The following is a 15,936-nucleotide window of genomic DNA, read 5'->3' as shown; positions in this document are numbered from 1 at the left end:
GACCCACAACCGCGAAACGTTTCGGACTGTACGCTATGACTGCCCATCGAATTGGTTTCCTGATTTGGCCCAGCACTAAAGCCATGACGCTGGCGCTGGCCGAGGAAGCCTTGCGTGTTGCACAGCGCGTCCATCCAGAAGTGCTTTACGAATTGCTGTTCTTGCAAGCTGAACCGCCGGTCGAAGGCGCCTGGCAATTGCCCGGCGAGCCTTGGGCCGGGCGTCTGGAAGGTTGCCAGAAGCTGTTTCTGCTGGCCGATGAGCCGCCTGCGCAAATGACTTCGGTGTTGAGCAGTGCGCTCAAACAATTGGTGCGTGCCGGGTGTGTGATCGGTGGTTTATCCGCCGGTGTTTACCCACTGGCCCAGCTCGGTCTGCTCGATGGTTATCGTGCTGCAGTGCACTGGCGTTGGCAGGATGATTTTGCCGAGCGTTTTCCAAAAGTGATCGCCACCAGTCATTTGTTCGACTGGGACCGTGATCGCTTGACTGCATGTGGCGGTCTTTCGGTGCTTGATCTGCTGTTGGCGGTGCTGGCGCGTGATCATGGTGCCGAGCTGGCGGGCGCTGTGTCGGAAGAGCTGGTAGTAGAGCGCATCCGAGAGGGTGGCGAGCGTCAGCGCATTCCGCTGCAAAACCGTTTGGGCTCCAGCCATCCGAAGCTGACTCAGGCTGTGCTGCTGATGGAAGCCAATATCGAAGAGCCGTTGACCACCGACGAGATTGCCCAACACGTGTGCGTGTCACGTCGGCAATTGGAGCGGATCTTCAAGCAGTACCTCAATCGTGTCCCGAGCCAGTATTACCTGGAGCTGCGCCTGAACAAGGCACGGCAAATGCTGATGCAGACCAGTAAGTCGATTATCCAGATCGGCTTGTCCTGCGGTTTTTCATCAGGACCGCATTTCTCCAGCGCCTACCGTAACTTCTTCGGCGCCACCCCGCGCGAAGACCGCAACCAGCGCCGCAGCAGCAGCCCGTTCGAGTTGTCATCGGTGCCTTCCGAGCGCGGCTGATTTTTTCTGATGACCCCTTCGGGAATGAATTCGCTCCCACACGTTGCGTAGATCTCCTGTGGGAATTCATTCGCGAAGGCGGCATGTCAGACACACCCTTAAAACGTTTAAACTGCTTTTTTCCGACGCTATATGTCGCATTGCCGAAAGCCACGGAAAAACACGGTTTAGCGCTGTAACAAGTTGTCGCTTGGCGGCAAGGCTGGACCTAAATCAGTCCTTACAATCCTCCCATCGCTTGCCAGTTTCAGGCAGGCGTTCCTCTTCAGGAGACTCCGATGTCCGTTGAGCATGCTCAGGTGCAACGCACCGATTTCGACCAGGTGATGGTCCCTAACTACGCGCCTGCGGGTTTTATCCCCGTGCGCGGTGCGGGTTCCCGAGTCTGGGATCAATCGGGTCGCGAACTGGTCGATTTTACCGGCGGGATCGCCGTGAACGTGCTTGGCCATGCCCACCCGGCGTTGGTCAGCGCCTTGACCGAGCAAGCTAATAAGCTGTGGCATGTCTCTAACGTGTTCACCAACGAGCCAGCCCTGCGTATGGCGAAGAAGCTGGTTGACGCCACGTTCGCCGATCGTGCGTTCTTCTGTAACTCGGGTGCCGAAGCCAACGAAGCAGCTTTCAAGCTCGCGCGCCGAGTAGCATTTGACCTGTACGGCACTGAAAAATACGAAATCATTGCCGCGATCAACAGCTTCCACGGTCGCACGTTGTTCACCGTGAACGTGGGCGGCCAGTCGAAGTATTCCGACGGCTTCGGTCCGAAAATTACGGGCATTACCCACGTTCCGTACAACGATCTTGAGGCATTGAAAGCAGCCATTTCCGACAAGACCTGTGCCGTGGTACTGGAGCCGGTTCAGGGCGAAAGTGGTGTTATTCCTGCTGAATTGGCGTACCTGCAAGGCGCTCGCCAGCTGTGTGACGAACACAACGCATTGTTGGTGTTCGATGAAGTGCAGACCGGCATGGGCCGCACAGGTGAACTGTTCGCCTACATGCACTACGACGTGACCCCGGACATCCTCACCAGCGCCAAGAGCCTGGGCGGCGGATTCCCGATTGCCGCGATGCTCACCACCGAAGCACTGGCTAAGCACTTGACCGTCGGCACCCACGGCACCACCTATGGCGGCAACCCGCTGGCGTGTGCGGTGGCCGAAGCGGTGATCGATATCGTCAACACCCCGGAAACCCTGGCGGGCGTGAAAGCCAAGCGCGAACTGTTCAAGACCCGTCTTGAAGCCATCGGTGAGCAATACGGCGTATTCACTCAGGTGCGTGGCCTGGGTCTGCTGCTCGGTTGCGTCCTCAGCGATGCCTGGAAAGGCAAGGCGAAAGACTTCTTCAACGCCGCTGAAAAAGAAGGCGTGATGGTTCTGCAAGCCGGTCCCGATGTTATCCGTTTCGCTCCGAGTCTGGTGGTGACCGAAGCCGATATCGACGAAGGGCTGGACCGTTTCGAGCGTGCCATCGCCACCTTGACGCAGGCTTGATGAGTATTTGATACAAAACGTTGTATCCCCGGCGTTAGCCATAAAGGCCGGCGTCGGGCTTCTTTCTCGTACTGGGTGGGCTTGTAGGCCACGCGGTGTTTTTTTCTGAGTCGGCGGATGTCGACCTGTTTTTCTGGTAAGGAGTGGCACCATGCTGGTGATGCGCCCCGCGCAAATGGCTGATCTGGGCGAAGTACAGCGTCTGGCTGCAGACAGCCCGATTGGTGTCACTTCCCTGCCGGATGATGCCGGCCGTTTGACTGACAAAATCGCGGCTTCGGAAGCATCGTTTGCGGCTGAAGTCAGCTTCAACGGCGAAGAGAGCTATTTCTTTGTCCTCGAAGACAGCGAAACCGGGCGGCTGGTCGGCTGTTCGGGGATCGTCGCTTCGGCGGGGTATTCCGAGCCCTTCTACAGTTTCCGAAATGAGACCTTTGTTCATGCGTCGCGTGAACTGAAGATCCATAACAAGATTCACGTGCTGTCGCAGTGTCACGACCTGACCGGCAATAGCCTGCTGACCAGTTTCTATGTGGTGCCTGAGTTGGTCGGTACAAACTGGTCGGAACTCAACTCTCGTGGACGACTACTGTTTGTCGCCAGCCACCCGGAGCGTTTCGCCGATTCGGTGGTGACGGAAATCGTGGGCTATAGCGATGAACACGGCGACTCGCCATTCTGGGATGCCATCGGGCGCAATTTCTTCGACCTGAACTATGCCGAGGCCGAGCGCCTGTGCGGCCTGAAAAGCCGGACATTCCTCGCCGAACTGATGCCGCATTACCCGATCTACGTACCGCTGCTACCCGATGCCGCGCAAGAGGCCATGGGCCAGGTTCACCCGCGCGCACAGGTCACGTTCGACATCCTGATGCGTGAGGGTTTCGAGACCGATCACTACATCGACATCTTCGACGGTGGCCCGACTTTGCATGCGCGAGTGTCCGGCATTCGCTCGATTGCCCAAAGCCGGGTGGTGCCTGTGAAGATGGGTGAAATGGGCAAGGGTGGGCGTTTGTATCTGGTTGCCAATGGTCAGTTGCAGGACTACCGCGCCGTGCTGCTGGAACTCGACTGGGTGCCGGGCAAACCGGTCAACCTGAGCCTGGAAGTCGCCGAGGCCTTGGGCGTCGGTGAAGGTGCCAGCGTACGCATTGTTGCGGTTTAACAGATCCGGCCATTCAGTGTCTGGTTTGCAGGTTTAGCGAGATTCGCGGGCTCCCGAGGGCGTCCGGTTGAGGAGATAGCATGATCGTTCGTCCCGTACGCAGCAGCGACTTACCGAAGCTGATCGAGCTGGCGCGCACCACAGGTCCAGGCCTGACGACGCTGCCAGCCAATGAAGAGCGCCTGTCACATCGGGTCGGCTGGGCCGAGAAAACCTTTCGCGGCGAGGCCGAGCGCGCCGACGCGGACTATCTGTTCGTCCTTGAAGACGATGACGGTCAGGTGGTGGGGATTTCTGCCATCGCAGGTGCTGTTGGGCTGCGTGAGCCCTGGTACAACTACCGGGTCGGCCTGACGGTCAGCGCGTCTCAGGAATTGAAGATCTATCGTGAGATTCCGACGCTGTTTCTGGCCAACGATCTGACCGGAAACTCGGAGCTGTGCTCACTGTTCTTGCGCAGCGACGCCCGCACTGGCCTTAACGGTCGCTTGTTGGCCAAGGCGCGATTGCTGTTCATCGCCGAGTTCCCGAAATTGTTCGGCAACAAGATCATCGCTGAAATGCGGGGCATGTCCGATGCAGCGGGGCATTCACCGTTTTGGGAAAGCCTGGGTAGGCACTTCTTCAAGATGGAATTTAGCCAGGCCGATTACCTGACGGGCGTGGGTAACAAGGCGTTTATTGCCGAGCTGATGCCCAAGTTCCCGCTGTACACCTGCTTCCTCTCTGAAGAAGCACGCAACATCATCGGCCGTGTACACCCCGACACCGAGCCTGCGCTGGCCATGCTGAAAAGCGAAGGCTTCAGCTATCAGGGCTATGTCGATATTTTTGACGCCGGCCCTGCCGTGGAATGCGAAACCTCGAAAATCCGTGCGGTGCACGATAGCCAGGCGCTGGTGCTGGCTGTCGGTACGCCGGGCGATGACGCCACGCCGTTCCTGATTCACAACCGCAAGCGCGAAGACTGCCGCATCACCGCCGCACCTGCACGGTTGGCTGCTGGCACATTGGTTGTCGACCCCATGACCGCAAAACGTCTGCAATTGAGCGCAGGTGATCAAGTTCGTGCAGTGCCTTTATCCGCCGCAAGGGAGGCTGTCTGATGAGTACGCTTTATATCGCAGGTGCCTGGCAAGCCGGGCAGGGCGAGCGTTTTGAGTCGTTGAACCCCGTCACTCAGCACGTGGTGTGGGCCGGTCAGGGCGCAACGGCTGTACAAGTCGATGCGGCCGTACAGGCTGCTCGTCAGGCATTTCCAGCCTGGGCCAAGCGCTCGCTGGACGAGCGAATCGCGGTGCTTGAAGCGTTTGCCGCCAGTCTGAAAACCCACGCGGACGAACTGTCTCATTGCATCGGTGAAGAAACCGGCAAGCCGCTCTGGGAGTCGGCCACCGAAGTCACCAGCATGATCAATAAAATCGCTATTTCGGTGCAGAGCTACCGTGAGCGCACCGGCGAAAAAAGTGGCCCGTTGGGCGACGCCACCGCTGTGCTGCGCCATAAGCCTCACGGCGTGGTTGCGGTCTTTGGTCCCTACAACTTCCCGGGGCATTTGCCGAACGGGCATATCGTTCCGGCGCTGCTGGCGGGCAACGCCGTACTGTTCAAACCCAGCGAGCTGACACCCAAAGTCGCTGAGTTGACGGTCAAGTGCTGGATTGAGGCCGGGTTGCCAGCGGGTGTATTGAACCTGTTGCAAGGTGCGCGCGAAACGGGCGTTGCGTTGGCGGCCAATCCTGGGATAGACGGTTTGTTTTTCACCGGGTCCAGCCGTACCGGTAACGTGTTGCACCAACAATTCGCCGGGCGCCCGGACAAGATCCTGGCCCTGGAAATGGGCGGTAATAACCCGCTGATTGTCGATCAGGTCGAAGACCTTGATGCGGCGGTCTACACGGTGATTCAGTCGGCGTTCATCTCTGCCGGGCAGCGTTGTACCTGTGCCCGCCGTTTGCTGGTGCCTGAAGGCGAGTGGGGCGATGCCTTGCTTGCGCGTCTGGTAGCTGTCACCGCCACTATTGAAGTTGGCGCGTTCGATCAGCAACCAGCACCCTTCATGGGTTCGGTGATTTCTTTGGGGGCTGCGCGTGCCTTGCTCGACGCCCAGGAACATCTGCTGGCCAATGGCGCCGTCGCGTTGCTGGAAATGACCCAGCCACAGGCGCAGTCAGCCTTGCTGACGCCGGGGATTCTGGATGTCAGCGATGTCACTGCTCGCCTTGATGAAGAGCTGTTCGGGCCACTGTTGCAAGTGATCCGCTATGCTGATTTTGATGCGGCCATTGCGGAAGCCAATGCCACCCAATACGGGTTGGCAGCGGGTTTGTTGTCGGACTCTGAAGAGCGTTATGAGCAGTTCTGGCTGGAAAGCCGTGCCGGTATCGTCAACTGGAACAAGCAATTGACCGGCGCTGCCAGCAGTGCGCCGTTCGGTGGAGTGGGTGCTTCGGGTAACCATCGCGCCAGTGCGTATTACGCAGCCGATTATTGCGCGTACCCGGTGGCCTCGCTGGAAGCGCCTCGTATCAGCCTGCCAGCTACTTTGACGCCGGGTGTAAAGCTTTCCTGAGCGCCGATCCCGTGTAGGAGCTTACGTGTCTGCGACCGAGTGCGAAGCACTCGCAAATAGGGTGAATTCACCTTCGCTTGAAGGTCCTTCTTGTCGGGCGCGACCCCGGCCTATCGCAGACAAGTCAGCTCCTACAGAAAATCAGGAACCTACGCCATAACAACAGATCCATGGAGCCTCGCCGATGAAATCATATGAAGTCAATTTTGACGGTTTAGTGGGGCCGACCCATAACTATGGCGGTTTGTCCTACGGCAACGTCGCGTCCCAGAGCAACAGCCAGCAGTCTTCCAATCCAAGGGAAGCGGCGTTGCAAGGTCTGGCGAAGATGAAAGCCCTGATGGAAATGGGCTTCACCCAAGGCGTGCTGGCCCCGCAGGAGCGCCCGGATGTGGTTGCACTGCGCTCTTTGGGTTTCAGTGGCAGCGACGCGCAAGTGATCCAGCAAGCCGCGAAAGACGCGATGCCGTTGTTGGTAGCCAGTTGCTCGGCCTCAAGTATGTGGGTGGCTAACGCTGCCACGGTCAGCCCGAGCGCCGACACGGCTGATGGCCGGGTGCATTTCACGGCGGCCAACCTCAATTGCAAGTACCACCGCAGCATCGAACACCCGACGACTACCCGCGTATTAAAGGCGATGTTCGCTGATCAGCAGCACTTTTCCCACCACGCGGCGTTACCTGCAGTGGCGCAATTTGGCGATGAGGGCGCCGCCAACCACACTCGCTTTTGCCACGACTATGGTCAAGCGGGCGTTGAGTTTTTCGTGTTCGGGCGCAGTGCATTCGACACCCGTTACCCGGCGCCGCAGAAGTACCCAGCGCGGCAAACCCTGGAAGCTTCGCAGGCCGTTGCGCGTTTGCACGGTCTGAGCGAAGACGGTGTGGTCTTCGCCCAGCAAAACCCGGCGGTGATCGATCAAGGGGTATTCCACAACGACGTGATCGCAGTGGGCAACGGCGAGCTGCTGTTCTATCACGAAGATGCATTCCTCAATACCGAACACATGCTGGCTGAACTTCACGACAAACTGGGTCGACGCGGCGGGCGCTTCCGTGCGATCTGCGTACCGCGTGCTGAAGTCGCGGTCGAAGACGCGGTGCGTTCCTATCTGTTCAACAGCCAATTGCTGTCTCGTGCCGATGGCTCAATGCTGCTCATCGTCCCGGAAGAGTGCCGAGGCAACGAGCGCGTCTGGCAGTATTTGCAGCGATTGATCGCTGACGATGGCCCGGTCGCTGAAGTGAAAGTATTCGATCTCAAGCAAAGTATGCAAAACGGTGGAGGCCCAGCGTGCCTGCGGCTGCGGGTCGCACTCAACGAAACCGAGCTGGCGGCAGTCAATCCAGGGGTTATCATGACGGCGCCCTTGTACGACACGCTGACCCAGTGGGTCGAGAAGCACTACCGCGATCGAATGAGCGAAACCGACCTGACCGATCCCGGATTGTTGCTTGAATGCCGTGCGGCACTGGATGAACTGACGAAAATCCTTAAACTGGGCTCGGTTTATCCCTTCCAAATCAATTGAAAGTACGCGCCCTTGAAGACGGGGCGCGCGATTTTCCTCTCTAAAGAGCACCCGATTATGAGCGACACCCTGCAGTTGATCCTTGAAGACACCGACGGCACCCAGCTGGAGACCACTTGCACCCGTGTTGCGGTCATGTGGCAAGGCAAAGAGCTGTGGATTCAGCACGATGGCCGTGGTCAGTTGCTGATTGGCGTCGATGTTGAAGAGGGTGACGCCGAATACGCTAACCTGCTGTTACGTCCTTTGGCGACCAACCTGGTCAGCCTGCAACTGGAAATGGAACCGGCAGACGTCGGTGATGAAGAGCACGTTCACGGTCCTGACTGCGCCCACGATCACTGAAATACCACGCCCGCTCAATAAGGAGCACGACGTATGCTCGCTCTCGGCAAGCTGCTTGAACTGACCCTGGCTGGTCATGAACCAGCGGAAAAGACTCAACTGACTGTCGAAGGCGTGCGTATGCGCTGGATGAGCGAAGGCGCGCTTGAAGTCCGCCCGCCCGCAGCCCGGGACAATGGCATGGACTTGCTGTTGTCCGCCGGGATTCACGGCAACGAAACCGCGCCTATCGAGCTGTTGGACCAATTGATTCGTGACATCGCGCGCGGCGACCTGAAGCCGCGGGCACGTATTTTGTTCCTGTTCGGCAACCCCGAGGCCATGCGTCGCGGGGAGCGTTATATCGAGCAGGATGTGAACCGGCTGTTCAATGGACGCCATGAACAGACCAGCGGCTTCGAGGCTTTACGGGCCTGTGAGCTGGAGCGTCTGGCGGCCAGTTTCTTCAGTCTGCCTGATCGTTATCGGTTGCATTACGACCTGCACACGGCGATTCGTGGTTCGAAGATCGAGCAGTTCGCGCTGTATCCATGGAAGGAAGGTCGTCAGCATTCACGTCTGGAGCTGGCGCGTTTACGTGCGGCGGGGATGGCTGCGGTGTTGTTGCAGAACAAGGCATCGATTGTCTTCAGCGCGTATACCTACGACAAACTGGACGCCGAGTCCTTTACCCTGGAGTTGGGTAAGGCGCGGCCGTTTGGGCAGAATCAACAGGTCAACCTGCAGTTGCTCGAAAAGCGCCTCAAGCAAATAATCGAGGGCACCGAGCCGCCGCTTGAAGACGAGCCGCTCAACGGTTTGCAGCTATTCAGCGTGGCACGGGAAATCATCAAGCACAGCGATGCGTTCAAGCTGAATCTGCCCGCTGATGTCGAGAATTTTTCGGAACTGGACCAGGGCTTTCTGTTGGCCAACGACTTGGCTGATACCCGTTGGGTCGTTGAAGAGCAGGGCGCACGTATCATCTTCCCTAACCCGAAGGTCAAGAACGGCTTGCGCGCCGGCATTCTGATTGTGCCCAGTGATGGCGAAGAATTGGCTTGAAGCCAAATGGTCTGTAACTGACTTGTTTGCGACCCCTGCTTTTCGCAGACAAGTCAGTTCCTAACTAGGCCCAGTTTGTTGCGCGACAGCGCTGCTGATTAAACCGCGACGCGCTGTTGCGGCTCGGCGCGACGCAGGCTGCGCAACTTGTTCACGGTGTCCGCGCAGGTTTTTGCTGCTTCTGCGCCTTTCAGTACGAAATGCTCGAAGAAGAACTTTTGGTGTTCGTCACCGGCATGAAAGTTATGCGGCGTGAGGACCACGGAAAATACCGGGACTTCCGTTTCCAGTTGCACTTGCATCAACGCACTGACAACCGATTGAGCGACGAACTCATGGCGATAAAGACCGCCGTCGACCACCAGGCCAGCCGCGACAATGCCTGAGTAACGTCCGGTTTTGGCCAGCAGCTTGGCGTGCAGGGGGATTTCAAACGCGCCGCCGACTTCGAAGAAATCGATATCGCTCTCGGCGTAGCCATGGTTTGCCATTTCAGCGACAAAACCATTACGGCTCTGATCGACAATATCCTTGTGCCAGCAGGCCTGGATAAAAGCGATGCGCTCGTTAGGGTGGCTTTTGCTTTTGCTATCGATTGCGGTGAGTTGCATCTGTTCTGACTCCTGTTTATAAAAAAAACAGGGCGCTTTGGATCGAATGGGATTCAAGGGTACGTCGAGATCATGGCCAGAATGCAAAAGTGTTCATGGCAATGCGCACGATACGGCCCTTTGGTGCCAATCCCGTTCTCTCTTCATCCGGACTATGACCGTCGGCCCCGGAATCACACCGAGTCTGCTGACCTTGTCAGGGCGGGAGCCGAAGCATCCTGCACCACAAGCGCTCGCGGGCTAAACGCATTTCGCGCTATTACCGCCGGTGGGGAATCACACCCCGCCCTGAGAACGTTGCCGACAGCATTTTCTGCCGGCGCGCATTTTTTATCATAGTTTTCTCGAGTGTGCATGGACACTTTAGTCAGGGTGTCCTGACTTTTTCTTATATCGAAGTGGTCGGTCCTTGGAGTGCGACCTTGAATAAAGTACTCAATGGCCTCAGTAATGAGTGATTGCAGGACTGTTATTGCGTTCACTTTCCAGGTTTTGAACATTTGATGGAGCTCTATCGTGACGGTTATTGATCTGCGCAGTGACACCGTGACCCAGCCCACGGCTGGAATGCTCGACGCCATGTCGCGTGCGCCATTGGGCGATGACGTGTATGGCGAAGATCCGACAGTGAACCGTCTTGAGGCGCATCTGGCCGACCGGCTCGGGTTTGCCGCGGGTCTGTTTGTACCCAGCGGCACCATGAGCAATTTGCTCGGTTTGATGGCCCATTGTGGGCGCGGCGATGAATACATCGTCGGTCAACAAGCGCATACCTATAAATATGAAGGCGGCGGGGCTGCGGTATTGGGCTCGATTCAGCCGCAACCGCTGGACGTCCAGGCGGATGGTTCGCTGGATTTGAATCAGGTATTGGCCGCGATCAAGCCTGATGATTTCCACTTTGCCTGTACCCGACTTCTGGCGCTGGAAGACACCATGCAGGGCAAGGTTTTACCCCTGTCTTATCTGGCCGCCGCTCGAACCTTGTGTGATGAGCAGGGGCTGGCCTTGCACCTGGACGGCGCGCGCGTGTACAACGCGGCGGTGAAGCTGGGGGTTGATGCCAAAGAAATCACCCAGTACTTTGATTCTGTCTCGGTGTGCCTGTCCAAAGGCTTGGGTGCCCCGGTAGGCTCAGTGTTGTGCGGCACGACCGAACTGATTGGCAAAGCCCGTCGTTTGCGCAAGATGGTCGGGGGCGGCATGCGCCAGGCCGGGATGCTCGCTGCTGCCGGGCTGTATGCGTTGGAGCACCACGTCGAGCGATTGGCCGACGACCATGCCAATGCCCAATTTCTGGCCGAACGTTTGCGCGGGCTGGGCTATCAGGTCGAACCGGTACAGACCAACATGGTGTACGTGCAGGTTGATGATCGGGCTGAAGCGCTCAAGGGTTTTTGCGCTGAACGGGGCATCAAGCTCAGTGCCGCAGCGCGTCTGCGGATGGTCACGCACCTGGATGTATCGCGTATTCAGATCGAACAGGTCGTGGCGGCATTTGCCGAGTTCGCTAAAGGGTGACGTTGCCGACGATCCAATTGCTCGTTTCTATCGTACAAACACGCTGTACCGACGGCGCAACGCCTATATAATGCGGCCCTTTGCAAGTCGCACCCTCTTTTGACATTTTGCACTTGCCTCTGGCCGCCGTCTCCGTGGAAGAATCTATGAAAAGCGCAGAAATCCGTGAAGCCTTCCTTCGCTTCTTCGAAGAGCAAGGTCACACCCGTGTAGCCTCCAGCTCTTTGATTCCGGGCAATGACCCCACCCTGCTGTTTACCAACGCGGGGATGAACCAGTTCAAGGATTGCTTCCTGGGTCAGGAAAAGCGCGCCTACACCCGTGCGGTCAGTAGCCAGAAGTGCGTGCGTGCCGGTGGTAAGCACAACGACCTGGAAAACGTCGGTTACACCGCTCGTCACCACACGTTCTTCGAAATGCTGGGTAACTTCAGCTTTGGTGATTATTTCAAGCGCGATGCCATCACCTACGCCTGGACCTTCCTGACCGGTGTGTTGAACCTGCCCAAGGAAAAGCTGTGGGTCACGGTCTACGCCAGCGATGACGAAGCTTACGATATCTGGACCAAGGAAATCGGGGTGCCGGTCGAGCACATGGTGCGTATCGGCGACAACAAAGGCGCGCCGTATGCCTCCGATAACTTCTGGACCATGGGCGATACCGGCCCTTGCGGTCCGTGCACCGAGATTTTTTACGATCACGGCGCTGACATCTGGGGTGGTCCACCGGGCTCGCCTGAAGAAGACGGCGACCGTTATATCGAGATCTGGAACAACGTGTTCATGCAGTTCAACCGCACTGCCGATGGCGTGCTGCATCCGTTGCCAGCGCCGTCGGTGGACACCGGCATGGGCCTGGAGCGGATCAGTGCCGTGCTGCAGCACGTGCATTCGAACTACGAGATCGACCTGTTCCAGAACCTGCTGGTCGCTTCAGCCAAGGCCATCGGTTGCAGCAACGACATGCAGCCTTCGCTCAAAGTCGTGGCAGACCACATCCGTTCTTGCGGTTTCCTGATCGCCGACGGTGTGCTGCCGTCCAACGAAGGTCGCGGTTATGTACTGCGCCGGATCATTCGTCGCGCCTGCCGCCATGGCAACAAACTGGGCGCCACAGGCAGCTTCTTCTATCAGATCGTTGGCGCGCTGGTCGCGGAAATGGGCAGCGCTTTTCCGGAATTGACCGAGCAGCAAGCGCACATCGAGCGCGTGCTCAAGGCTGAAGAAGAGCAATTCGCCAAGACCCTGGAGCAGGGTTTGAAGATCCTCGAGCAGGATCTGGCTGAACTCAAAGGCAGCGTGGTGCCGGGAGATGTGGTGTTCAAGCTGTATGACACCTACGGTTTCCCGATGGACCTGACCGGCGATATCGCCCGCGAACGTAACCTGACCCTTGATGAGGAAGGTTTTGAGCGCGAAATGGACGCCCAGCGCGTGCGCGCTCGTTCGGCCAGTTCGTTTGGCATGGACTACAACAGCCTGGTCAAGGTTGATGAGCCCACTCGCTTCATCGGTTACACCGCTACTCGCGCTGTCGCCAAGGTGATTGCGCTCTATAAAGACGGCCAGGCGGTCGAGCAATTGAGCGAAGGCGAAGAGGGCGTTGTGATCCTCGATCAGACACCGTTCTATGCCGAATCCGGTGGTCAGATTGGCGACTGCGGTTATCTGTCGGCGGGTGCCGTGCGTTTCGACGTGCGTGACACCACCAAAACCGGCGGCGCGTTCCTGCACCACGGCGTCCAGGCTGCAGGCAGTCTTAAAGTGGGTATCGAGCTCAATGCAGAGGTCGATGCCGAGGTTCGCCACGCCACATCCCTGAACCACTCGGCGACGCACTTGCTGCACGCCGCGTTGCGTCAGGTGCTCGGTGAGCACGTACAGCAGAAAGGGTCGCTGGTCGACAGTCAACGCCTGCGTTTTGACTTCAGCCACTTCGAAGCGATCAAGCCAGAGCAGTTGAAAGCTCTGGAAGACATCGTAAACCGCGAAGTGCGCAAGAACTCCCCGGTCGAAACCGAAGAGACCGATATCGAGACCGCCAAGAAGAAAGGCGCCATGGCGCTGTTTGGCGAGAAGTACGGCGACAGCGTGCGCGTACTGAGCATGGGTGGCGACTTCTCGGTCGAGCTGTGTGGTGGCATTCACGCCAATCGCACTGGCGACATCGCGTTGCTGAAAATCATCAGTGAAGGTGGCGTTGCTGCAGGCGTTCGGCGTATCGAAGCGGTCACTGGCGCTGCGGCGCTGGCCTACCTCAACGCGGCCGAAGACACACTCAAGGAAGCCGCGACCCTGATCAAGGGCAGTCGCGACAACGTGCTGGACAAGCTCTCGGCTGTACTGGAGCGTAACCGCCAGTTGGAAAAACAACTCGAACAATTGCAGGCCAAGGCAGCCAGTGCCGCGGGTGACGATCTGTCGTCGGCCGCGCTGGATGTCAAAGGGGTGAAAGTCCTTGCCGTACGCCTTGACGGTCAGGATGGCAAAGCCCTGTTGGCGCTGGTTGATCAATTAAAGAACAAGCTCGGCCGCGCAGTGATCCTGCTTGGCAGTGTCCATGAAGATAAGGTCGTATTGGTTGCAGGCGTAACCAAGGACCTGACTGGCCAACTCAAAGCCGGTGATTTGATGAAGCAAGCGGCCGCTGCCGTAGGCGGTAAAGGCGGTGGTCGTCCTGATATGGCTCAGGGTGGTGGTGTTGATGCCGGTGCACTGGATGCAGCGCTGGCGTTGACCGTGCCCTTTGTCGAGCAGGGTGTTTAAGTCGTCCACCAGGCCTGCCGTTTGACGGCAGGCTTTGGCGCTTTGATGGGTTTGAATGTTTAATGGGCGCCCTTCACGGGCTGAGGCTGCTTTGAGATGGCTTTAATCGTACAGAAATTTGGAGGCACCTCCGTTGGCTCTATCGAGCGAATCGAGCAGGTGGCCGACAAGGTTAAAAAGTTCCACGATGCAGGCGTCGAGCTGGTGGTTGTGTTGTCAGCCATGAGTGGCGAGACCAATCGCCTGATCGGATTGGCCAAGCAGATCAGCGACCAACCGGTTCCGCGTGAGCTGGATGTGATTGTGTCCACGGGCGAGCAAGTGACCATTGCCTTGCTGGCCATGGCCTTGATCAAGCGTGGCGTGCCAGCGGTGTCCTACACCGGCAATCAGGTACGTATCCTGACCGACAGCGCGCACAACAAGGCGCGTATTCTTCAAATCGACGATCAGAAGATTCGTGCCGATCTGAAGGCGGGCAGGGTAGTCGTTGTCGCCGGTTTCCAGGGTGTCGATGAGCACGGCAATATCACCACCCTCGGTCGCGGTGGTTCGGACACGACCGGCGTGGCCCTGGCGGCTGCGTTGAAAGCTGACGAATGCCAGATCTATACCGACGTCGATGGCGTCTACACCACCGACCCGCGTGTGGTGTCGCAGGCTCAACGCTTGGACAAGATCACCTTTGAAGAGATGCTGGAAATGGCCAGCCTCGGTTCGAAGGTGCTGCAAATCCGTGCGGTCGAGTTTGCTGGCAAGTACAACGTTCCACTGCGCGTTCTGCACAGTTTCCAGGAGGGTCCGGGCACCCTCATTACCATTGATGAAGAGGAATCCATGGAACAGCCGATCATTTCCGGTATCGCCTTCAACCGTGATGAAGCCAAGCTGACCATCCGTGGCGTGCCGGATAACCCAGGGGTGGCCTTCAAGATTCTGGGCCCTATCAGTGGCGCGAACATTGAAGTGGACATGATCGTGCAGAATGTCGCGCACGATAACACCACCGATTTCACGTTCACCGTGCATCGCAACGACTATCAGGCCGCCTTGCTGGTGCTGGAAAACACGGCGCGTGAAATTGGCGCTCGTGAGGTTGTCGGTGATACCAAGATCGCCAAGGTGTCGATCGTGGGTGTGGGCATGCGTTCGCACGCGGGTGTCGCCAGCCGTATGTTCGAATCGCTGGCCAAGGAAAGCATCAACATCCAGATGATTTCGACGTCTGAAATCAAGGTGTCTGTGGTTATCGAAGAGAAATACCTGGAGCTGGCAGTGCGTGCGTTGCACACGGCGTTTGAATTGGACGCTCCGGCCCGACAGGGCGAGTGATGCGTTGCCCGAAAGGCGCGGTTGATCCGCGCCTTTCGTTTTTTTGATCTGCGTAGGAAGGCTGTTCTTTTCTTTGCGCTAGTCAATACTCAGGTGTAGGTCTATTGCTCATTTTGTTGTAGGCCAATGCTGTTTTAGCTTTGCAGACTGTTGTCCCTGAAAGTAGTGCGTGAGGAGAAAAGTATGTTGATTCTGACTCGTCGGTGCGCAGAAAGCCTGATCATTGGTGATGGTGAAATCACAGTGACCGTGCTCGGCGTTAAAGGTAATCAAGTACGAATTGGTGTCAATGCCCCCAAAGAGGTGGCTGTTCACCGTGAGGAAATTTACCTGCGCATCAAGAAAGAGAAGGACCAGGAACCAAGCCATTAATTTTTATTGAATTTTTGGCTTTGCAAACGGGGAAAAGGCGGTTATTATACGCCCCGTGTTGCGGAGAGGTGGCCGAGTGGCCGAAGGCGCTCCCCTGCTAAGGGAGTACACCTCAAAAGGGTGTCGGGGGTTCGAATCCCCCCTTCTCCGCCATTATTTA

General features: G+C 57.6%; 13 protein-coding genes, 1 tRNA gene and 1 riboswitch. Of the genes, 13 read left to right on the top strand and 1 reads right to left on the bottom strand.

The window, feature by feature from the left end:
- Window positions 1–35 precede the first annotated feature (35 nt).
- From argR to astE, 8 genes are all read left to right on the top strand, one after another.
- On the top strand, window positions 36–1,016 hold the full coding sequence (argR, locus tag AC1MEA_RS00185) for a transcriptional regulator ArgR (protein ID WP_219064512.1): 981 nt from the start codon (window positions 36–38) through the stop codon (window positions 1,014–1,016).
- Window positions 1,017–1,294: 278 nt separating this feature from the next.
- Window positions 1,295–2,515 carry an aspartate aminotransferase family protein gene (locus AC1MEA_RS00180; RefSeq protein WP_449632730.1) on the top strand — a complete coding sequence of 407 codons (1,221 nt, stop codon included), beginning with the start codon at window positions 1,295–1,297 and terminating at the stop codon, window positions 2,513–2,515.
- Between the two features lie 151 nt (window positions 2,516–2,666).
- On the top strand, window positions 2,667–3,683 hold the full coding sequence (aruF, locus tag AC1MEA_RS00175; protein ID WP_449632729.1) for an arginine/ornithine succinyltransferase subunit alpha: 1,017 nt from the start codon (window positions 2,667–2,669) through the stop codon (window positions 3,681–3,683).
- Between the two features lie 80 nt (window positions 3,684–3,763).
- On the top strand, window positions 3,764–4,789 hold the full coding sequence (gene astA, locus AC1MEA_RS00170) for an arginine N-succinyltransferase (RefSeq protein ID WP_449632728.1): 1,026 nt from the start codon (window positions 3,764–3,766) through the stop codon (window positions 4,787–4,789).
- Entirely contained in the window at window positions 4,786–6,255 is a 1,470-nt protein-coding gene (gene astD, locus AC1MEA_RS00165; protein WP_480918079.1) for a succinylglutamate-semialdehyde dehydrogenase, read from the top strand. Before astA ends, astD begins: the two co-directional genes overlap by 4 nt.
- Before the next feature lie 184 nt (window positions 6,256–6,439).
- Window positions 6,440–7,786: an N-succinylarginine dihydrolase gene (gene astB / locus AC1MEA_RS00160; protein WP_480916321.1), complete on the top strand. Its 1,347-nt coding sequence runs from the start codon at window positions 6,440–6,442 to the stop codon at window positions 7,784–7,786.
- A 57-nt stretch (window positions 7,787–7,843) separates the two neighbouring features.
- Window positions 7,844–8,131 carry a topoisomerase II gene (locus AC1MEA_RS00155; RefSeq protein ID WP_480916320.1) on the top strand — a complete coding sequence of 96 codons (288 nt, stop codon included), beginning with the start codon at window positions 7,844–7,846 and terminating at the stop codon, window positions 8,129–8,131.
- Window positions 8,132–8,164: 33 nt separating this feature from the next.
- Window positions 8,165–9,175 carry a succinylglutamate desuccinylase gene (gene astE / locus AC1MEA_RS00150; RefSeq protein WP_219064506.1) on the top strand — a complete coding sequence of 337 codons (1,011 nt, stop codon included), beginning with the start codon at window positions 8,165–8,167 and terminating at the stop codon, window positions 9,173–9,175.
- Between the two features lie 98 nt (window positions 9,176–9,273).
- Here the strand turns inward: astE and AC1MEA_RS00145 are convergent, their stop codons facing one another.
- Window positions 9,274–9,786, bottom strand: coding sequence for a 6,7-dimethyl-8-ribityllumazine synthase (locus tag AC1MEA_RS00145; protein ID WP_449632725.1), 513 nt, complete (start codon window positions 9,784–9,786; stop codon window positions 9,274–9,276).
- 130 nt (window positions 9,787–9,916) lie between these two features.
- Window positions 9,917–10,086, bottom strand: a riboswitch (FMN riboswitch).
- Between the two features lie 216 nt (window positions 10,087–10,302).
- Between AC1MEA_RS00145 and ltaE the strand changes: the two genes are divergently transcribed.
- From ltaE to AC1MEA_RS00120, 5 genes are all read left to right on the top strand, one after another.
- Complete coding sequence (gene ltaE / locus AC1MEA_RS00140; protein WP_480916319.1) at window positions 10,303–11,307, top strand: low-specificity L-threonine aldolase; 1,005 nt, start codon at window positions 10,303–10,305, stop codon at window positions 11,305–11,307.
- Window positions 11,308–11,453: 146 nt separating this feature from the next.
- The gene (gene alaS, locus AC1MEA_RS00135; RefSeq protein WP_480916318.1) at window positions 11,454–14,072 is read left to right on the top strand and encodes an alanine--tRNA ligase; all 2,619 of its coding nucleotides are present in this window, start codon (window positions 11,454–11,456) and stop codon (window positions 14,070–14,072) included.
- 96 nt (window positions 14,073–14,168) lie between these two features.
- On the top strand, window positions 14,169–15,404 hold the full coding sequence (locus tag AC1MEA_RS00130) for an aspartate kinase (RefSeq protein WP_219064502.1): 1,236 nt from the start codon (window positions 14,169–14,171) through the stop codon (window positions 15,402–15,404).
- Window positions 15,405–15,587: 183 nt separating this feature from the next.
- The gene (csrA, locus tag AC1MEA_RS00125; protein ID WP_020290522.1) at window positions 15,588–15,776 is read left to right on the top strand and encodes a carbon storage regulator CsrA; all 189 of its coding nucleotides are present in this window, start codon (window positions 15,588–15,590) and stop codon (window positions 15,774–15,776) included.
- A gap of 62 nt (window positions 15,777–15,838) precedes the next feature.
- Window positions 15,839–15,929 (top strand) — tRNA-Ser (locus AC1MEA_RS00120).
- The last annotated feature ends 7 nt before the right edge of the window (window positions 15,930–15,936 follow it).

This window comes from Pseudomonas sp. ASL8 (assembly GCF_056680355.1).
This window is presented reverse-complemented; position numbering and strand designations above follow the sequence as displayed.

Excerpts from the sequence above, each read along its gene's own strand:
- astA (WP_449632728.1), top strand. The coding sequence starts at position 3,764 with ATGATCGTTCGTCCCGTACGCAGCAGCGACTTACCGAAGCTGATCGAG.
- AC1MEA_RS00145 (WP_449632725.1), bottom strand. The coding sequence starts at position 9,786 with ATGCAACTCACCGCAATCGATAGCAAAAGCAAAAGCCACCCTAACGAG.
- AC1MEA_RS00155 (WP_480916320.1), top strand. The coding sequence starts at position 7,844 with ATGAGCGACACCCTGCAGTTGATCCTTGAAGACACCGACGGCACCCAG.
- astE (WP_219064506.1), top strand. The coding sequence starts at position 8,165 with ATGCTCGCTCTCGGCAAGCTGCTTGAACTGACCCTGGCTGGTCATGAA.
- aruF (WP_449632729.1), top strand. The coding sequence starts at position 2,667 with ATGCTGGTGATGCGCCCCGCGCAAATGGCTGATCTGGGCGAAGTACAG.
- astB (WP_480916321.1), top strand. The coding sequence starts at position 6,440 with ATGAAATCATATGAAGTCAATTTTGACGGTTTAGTGGGGCCGACCCAT.
- AC1MEA_RS00130 (WP_219064502.1), top strand. The coding sequence starts at position 14,169 with ATGGCTTTAATCGTACAGAAATTTGGAGGCACCTCCGTTGGCTCTATC.
- AC1MEA_RS00180 (WP_449632730.1), top strand. The coding sequence starts at position 1,295 with ATGTCCGTTGAGCATGCTCAGGTGCAACGCACCGATTTCGACCAGGTG.
- csrA (WP_020290522.1), top strand. The coding sequence starts at position 15,588 with ATGTTGATTCTGACTCGTCGGTGCGCAGAAAGCCTGATCATTGGTGAT.
- alaS (WP_480916318.1), top strand. The coding sequence starts at position 11,454 with ATGAAAAGCGCAGAAATCCGTGAAGCCTTCCTTCGCTTCTTCGAAGAG.
- argR (WP_219064512.1), top strand. The coding sequence starts at position 36 with ATGACTGCCCATCGAATTGGTTTCCTGATTTGGCCCAGCACTAAAGCC.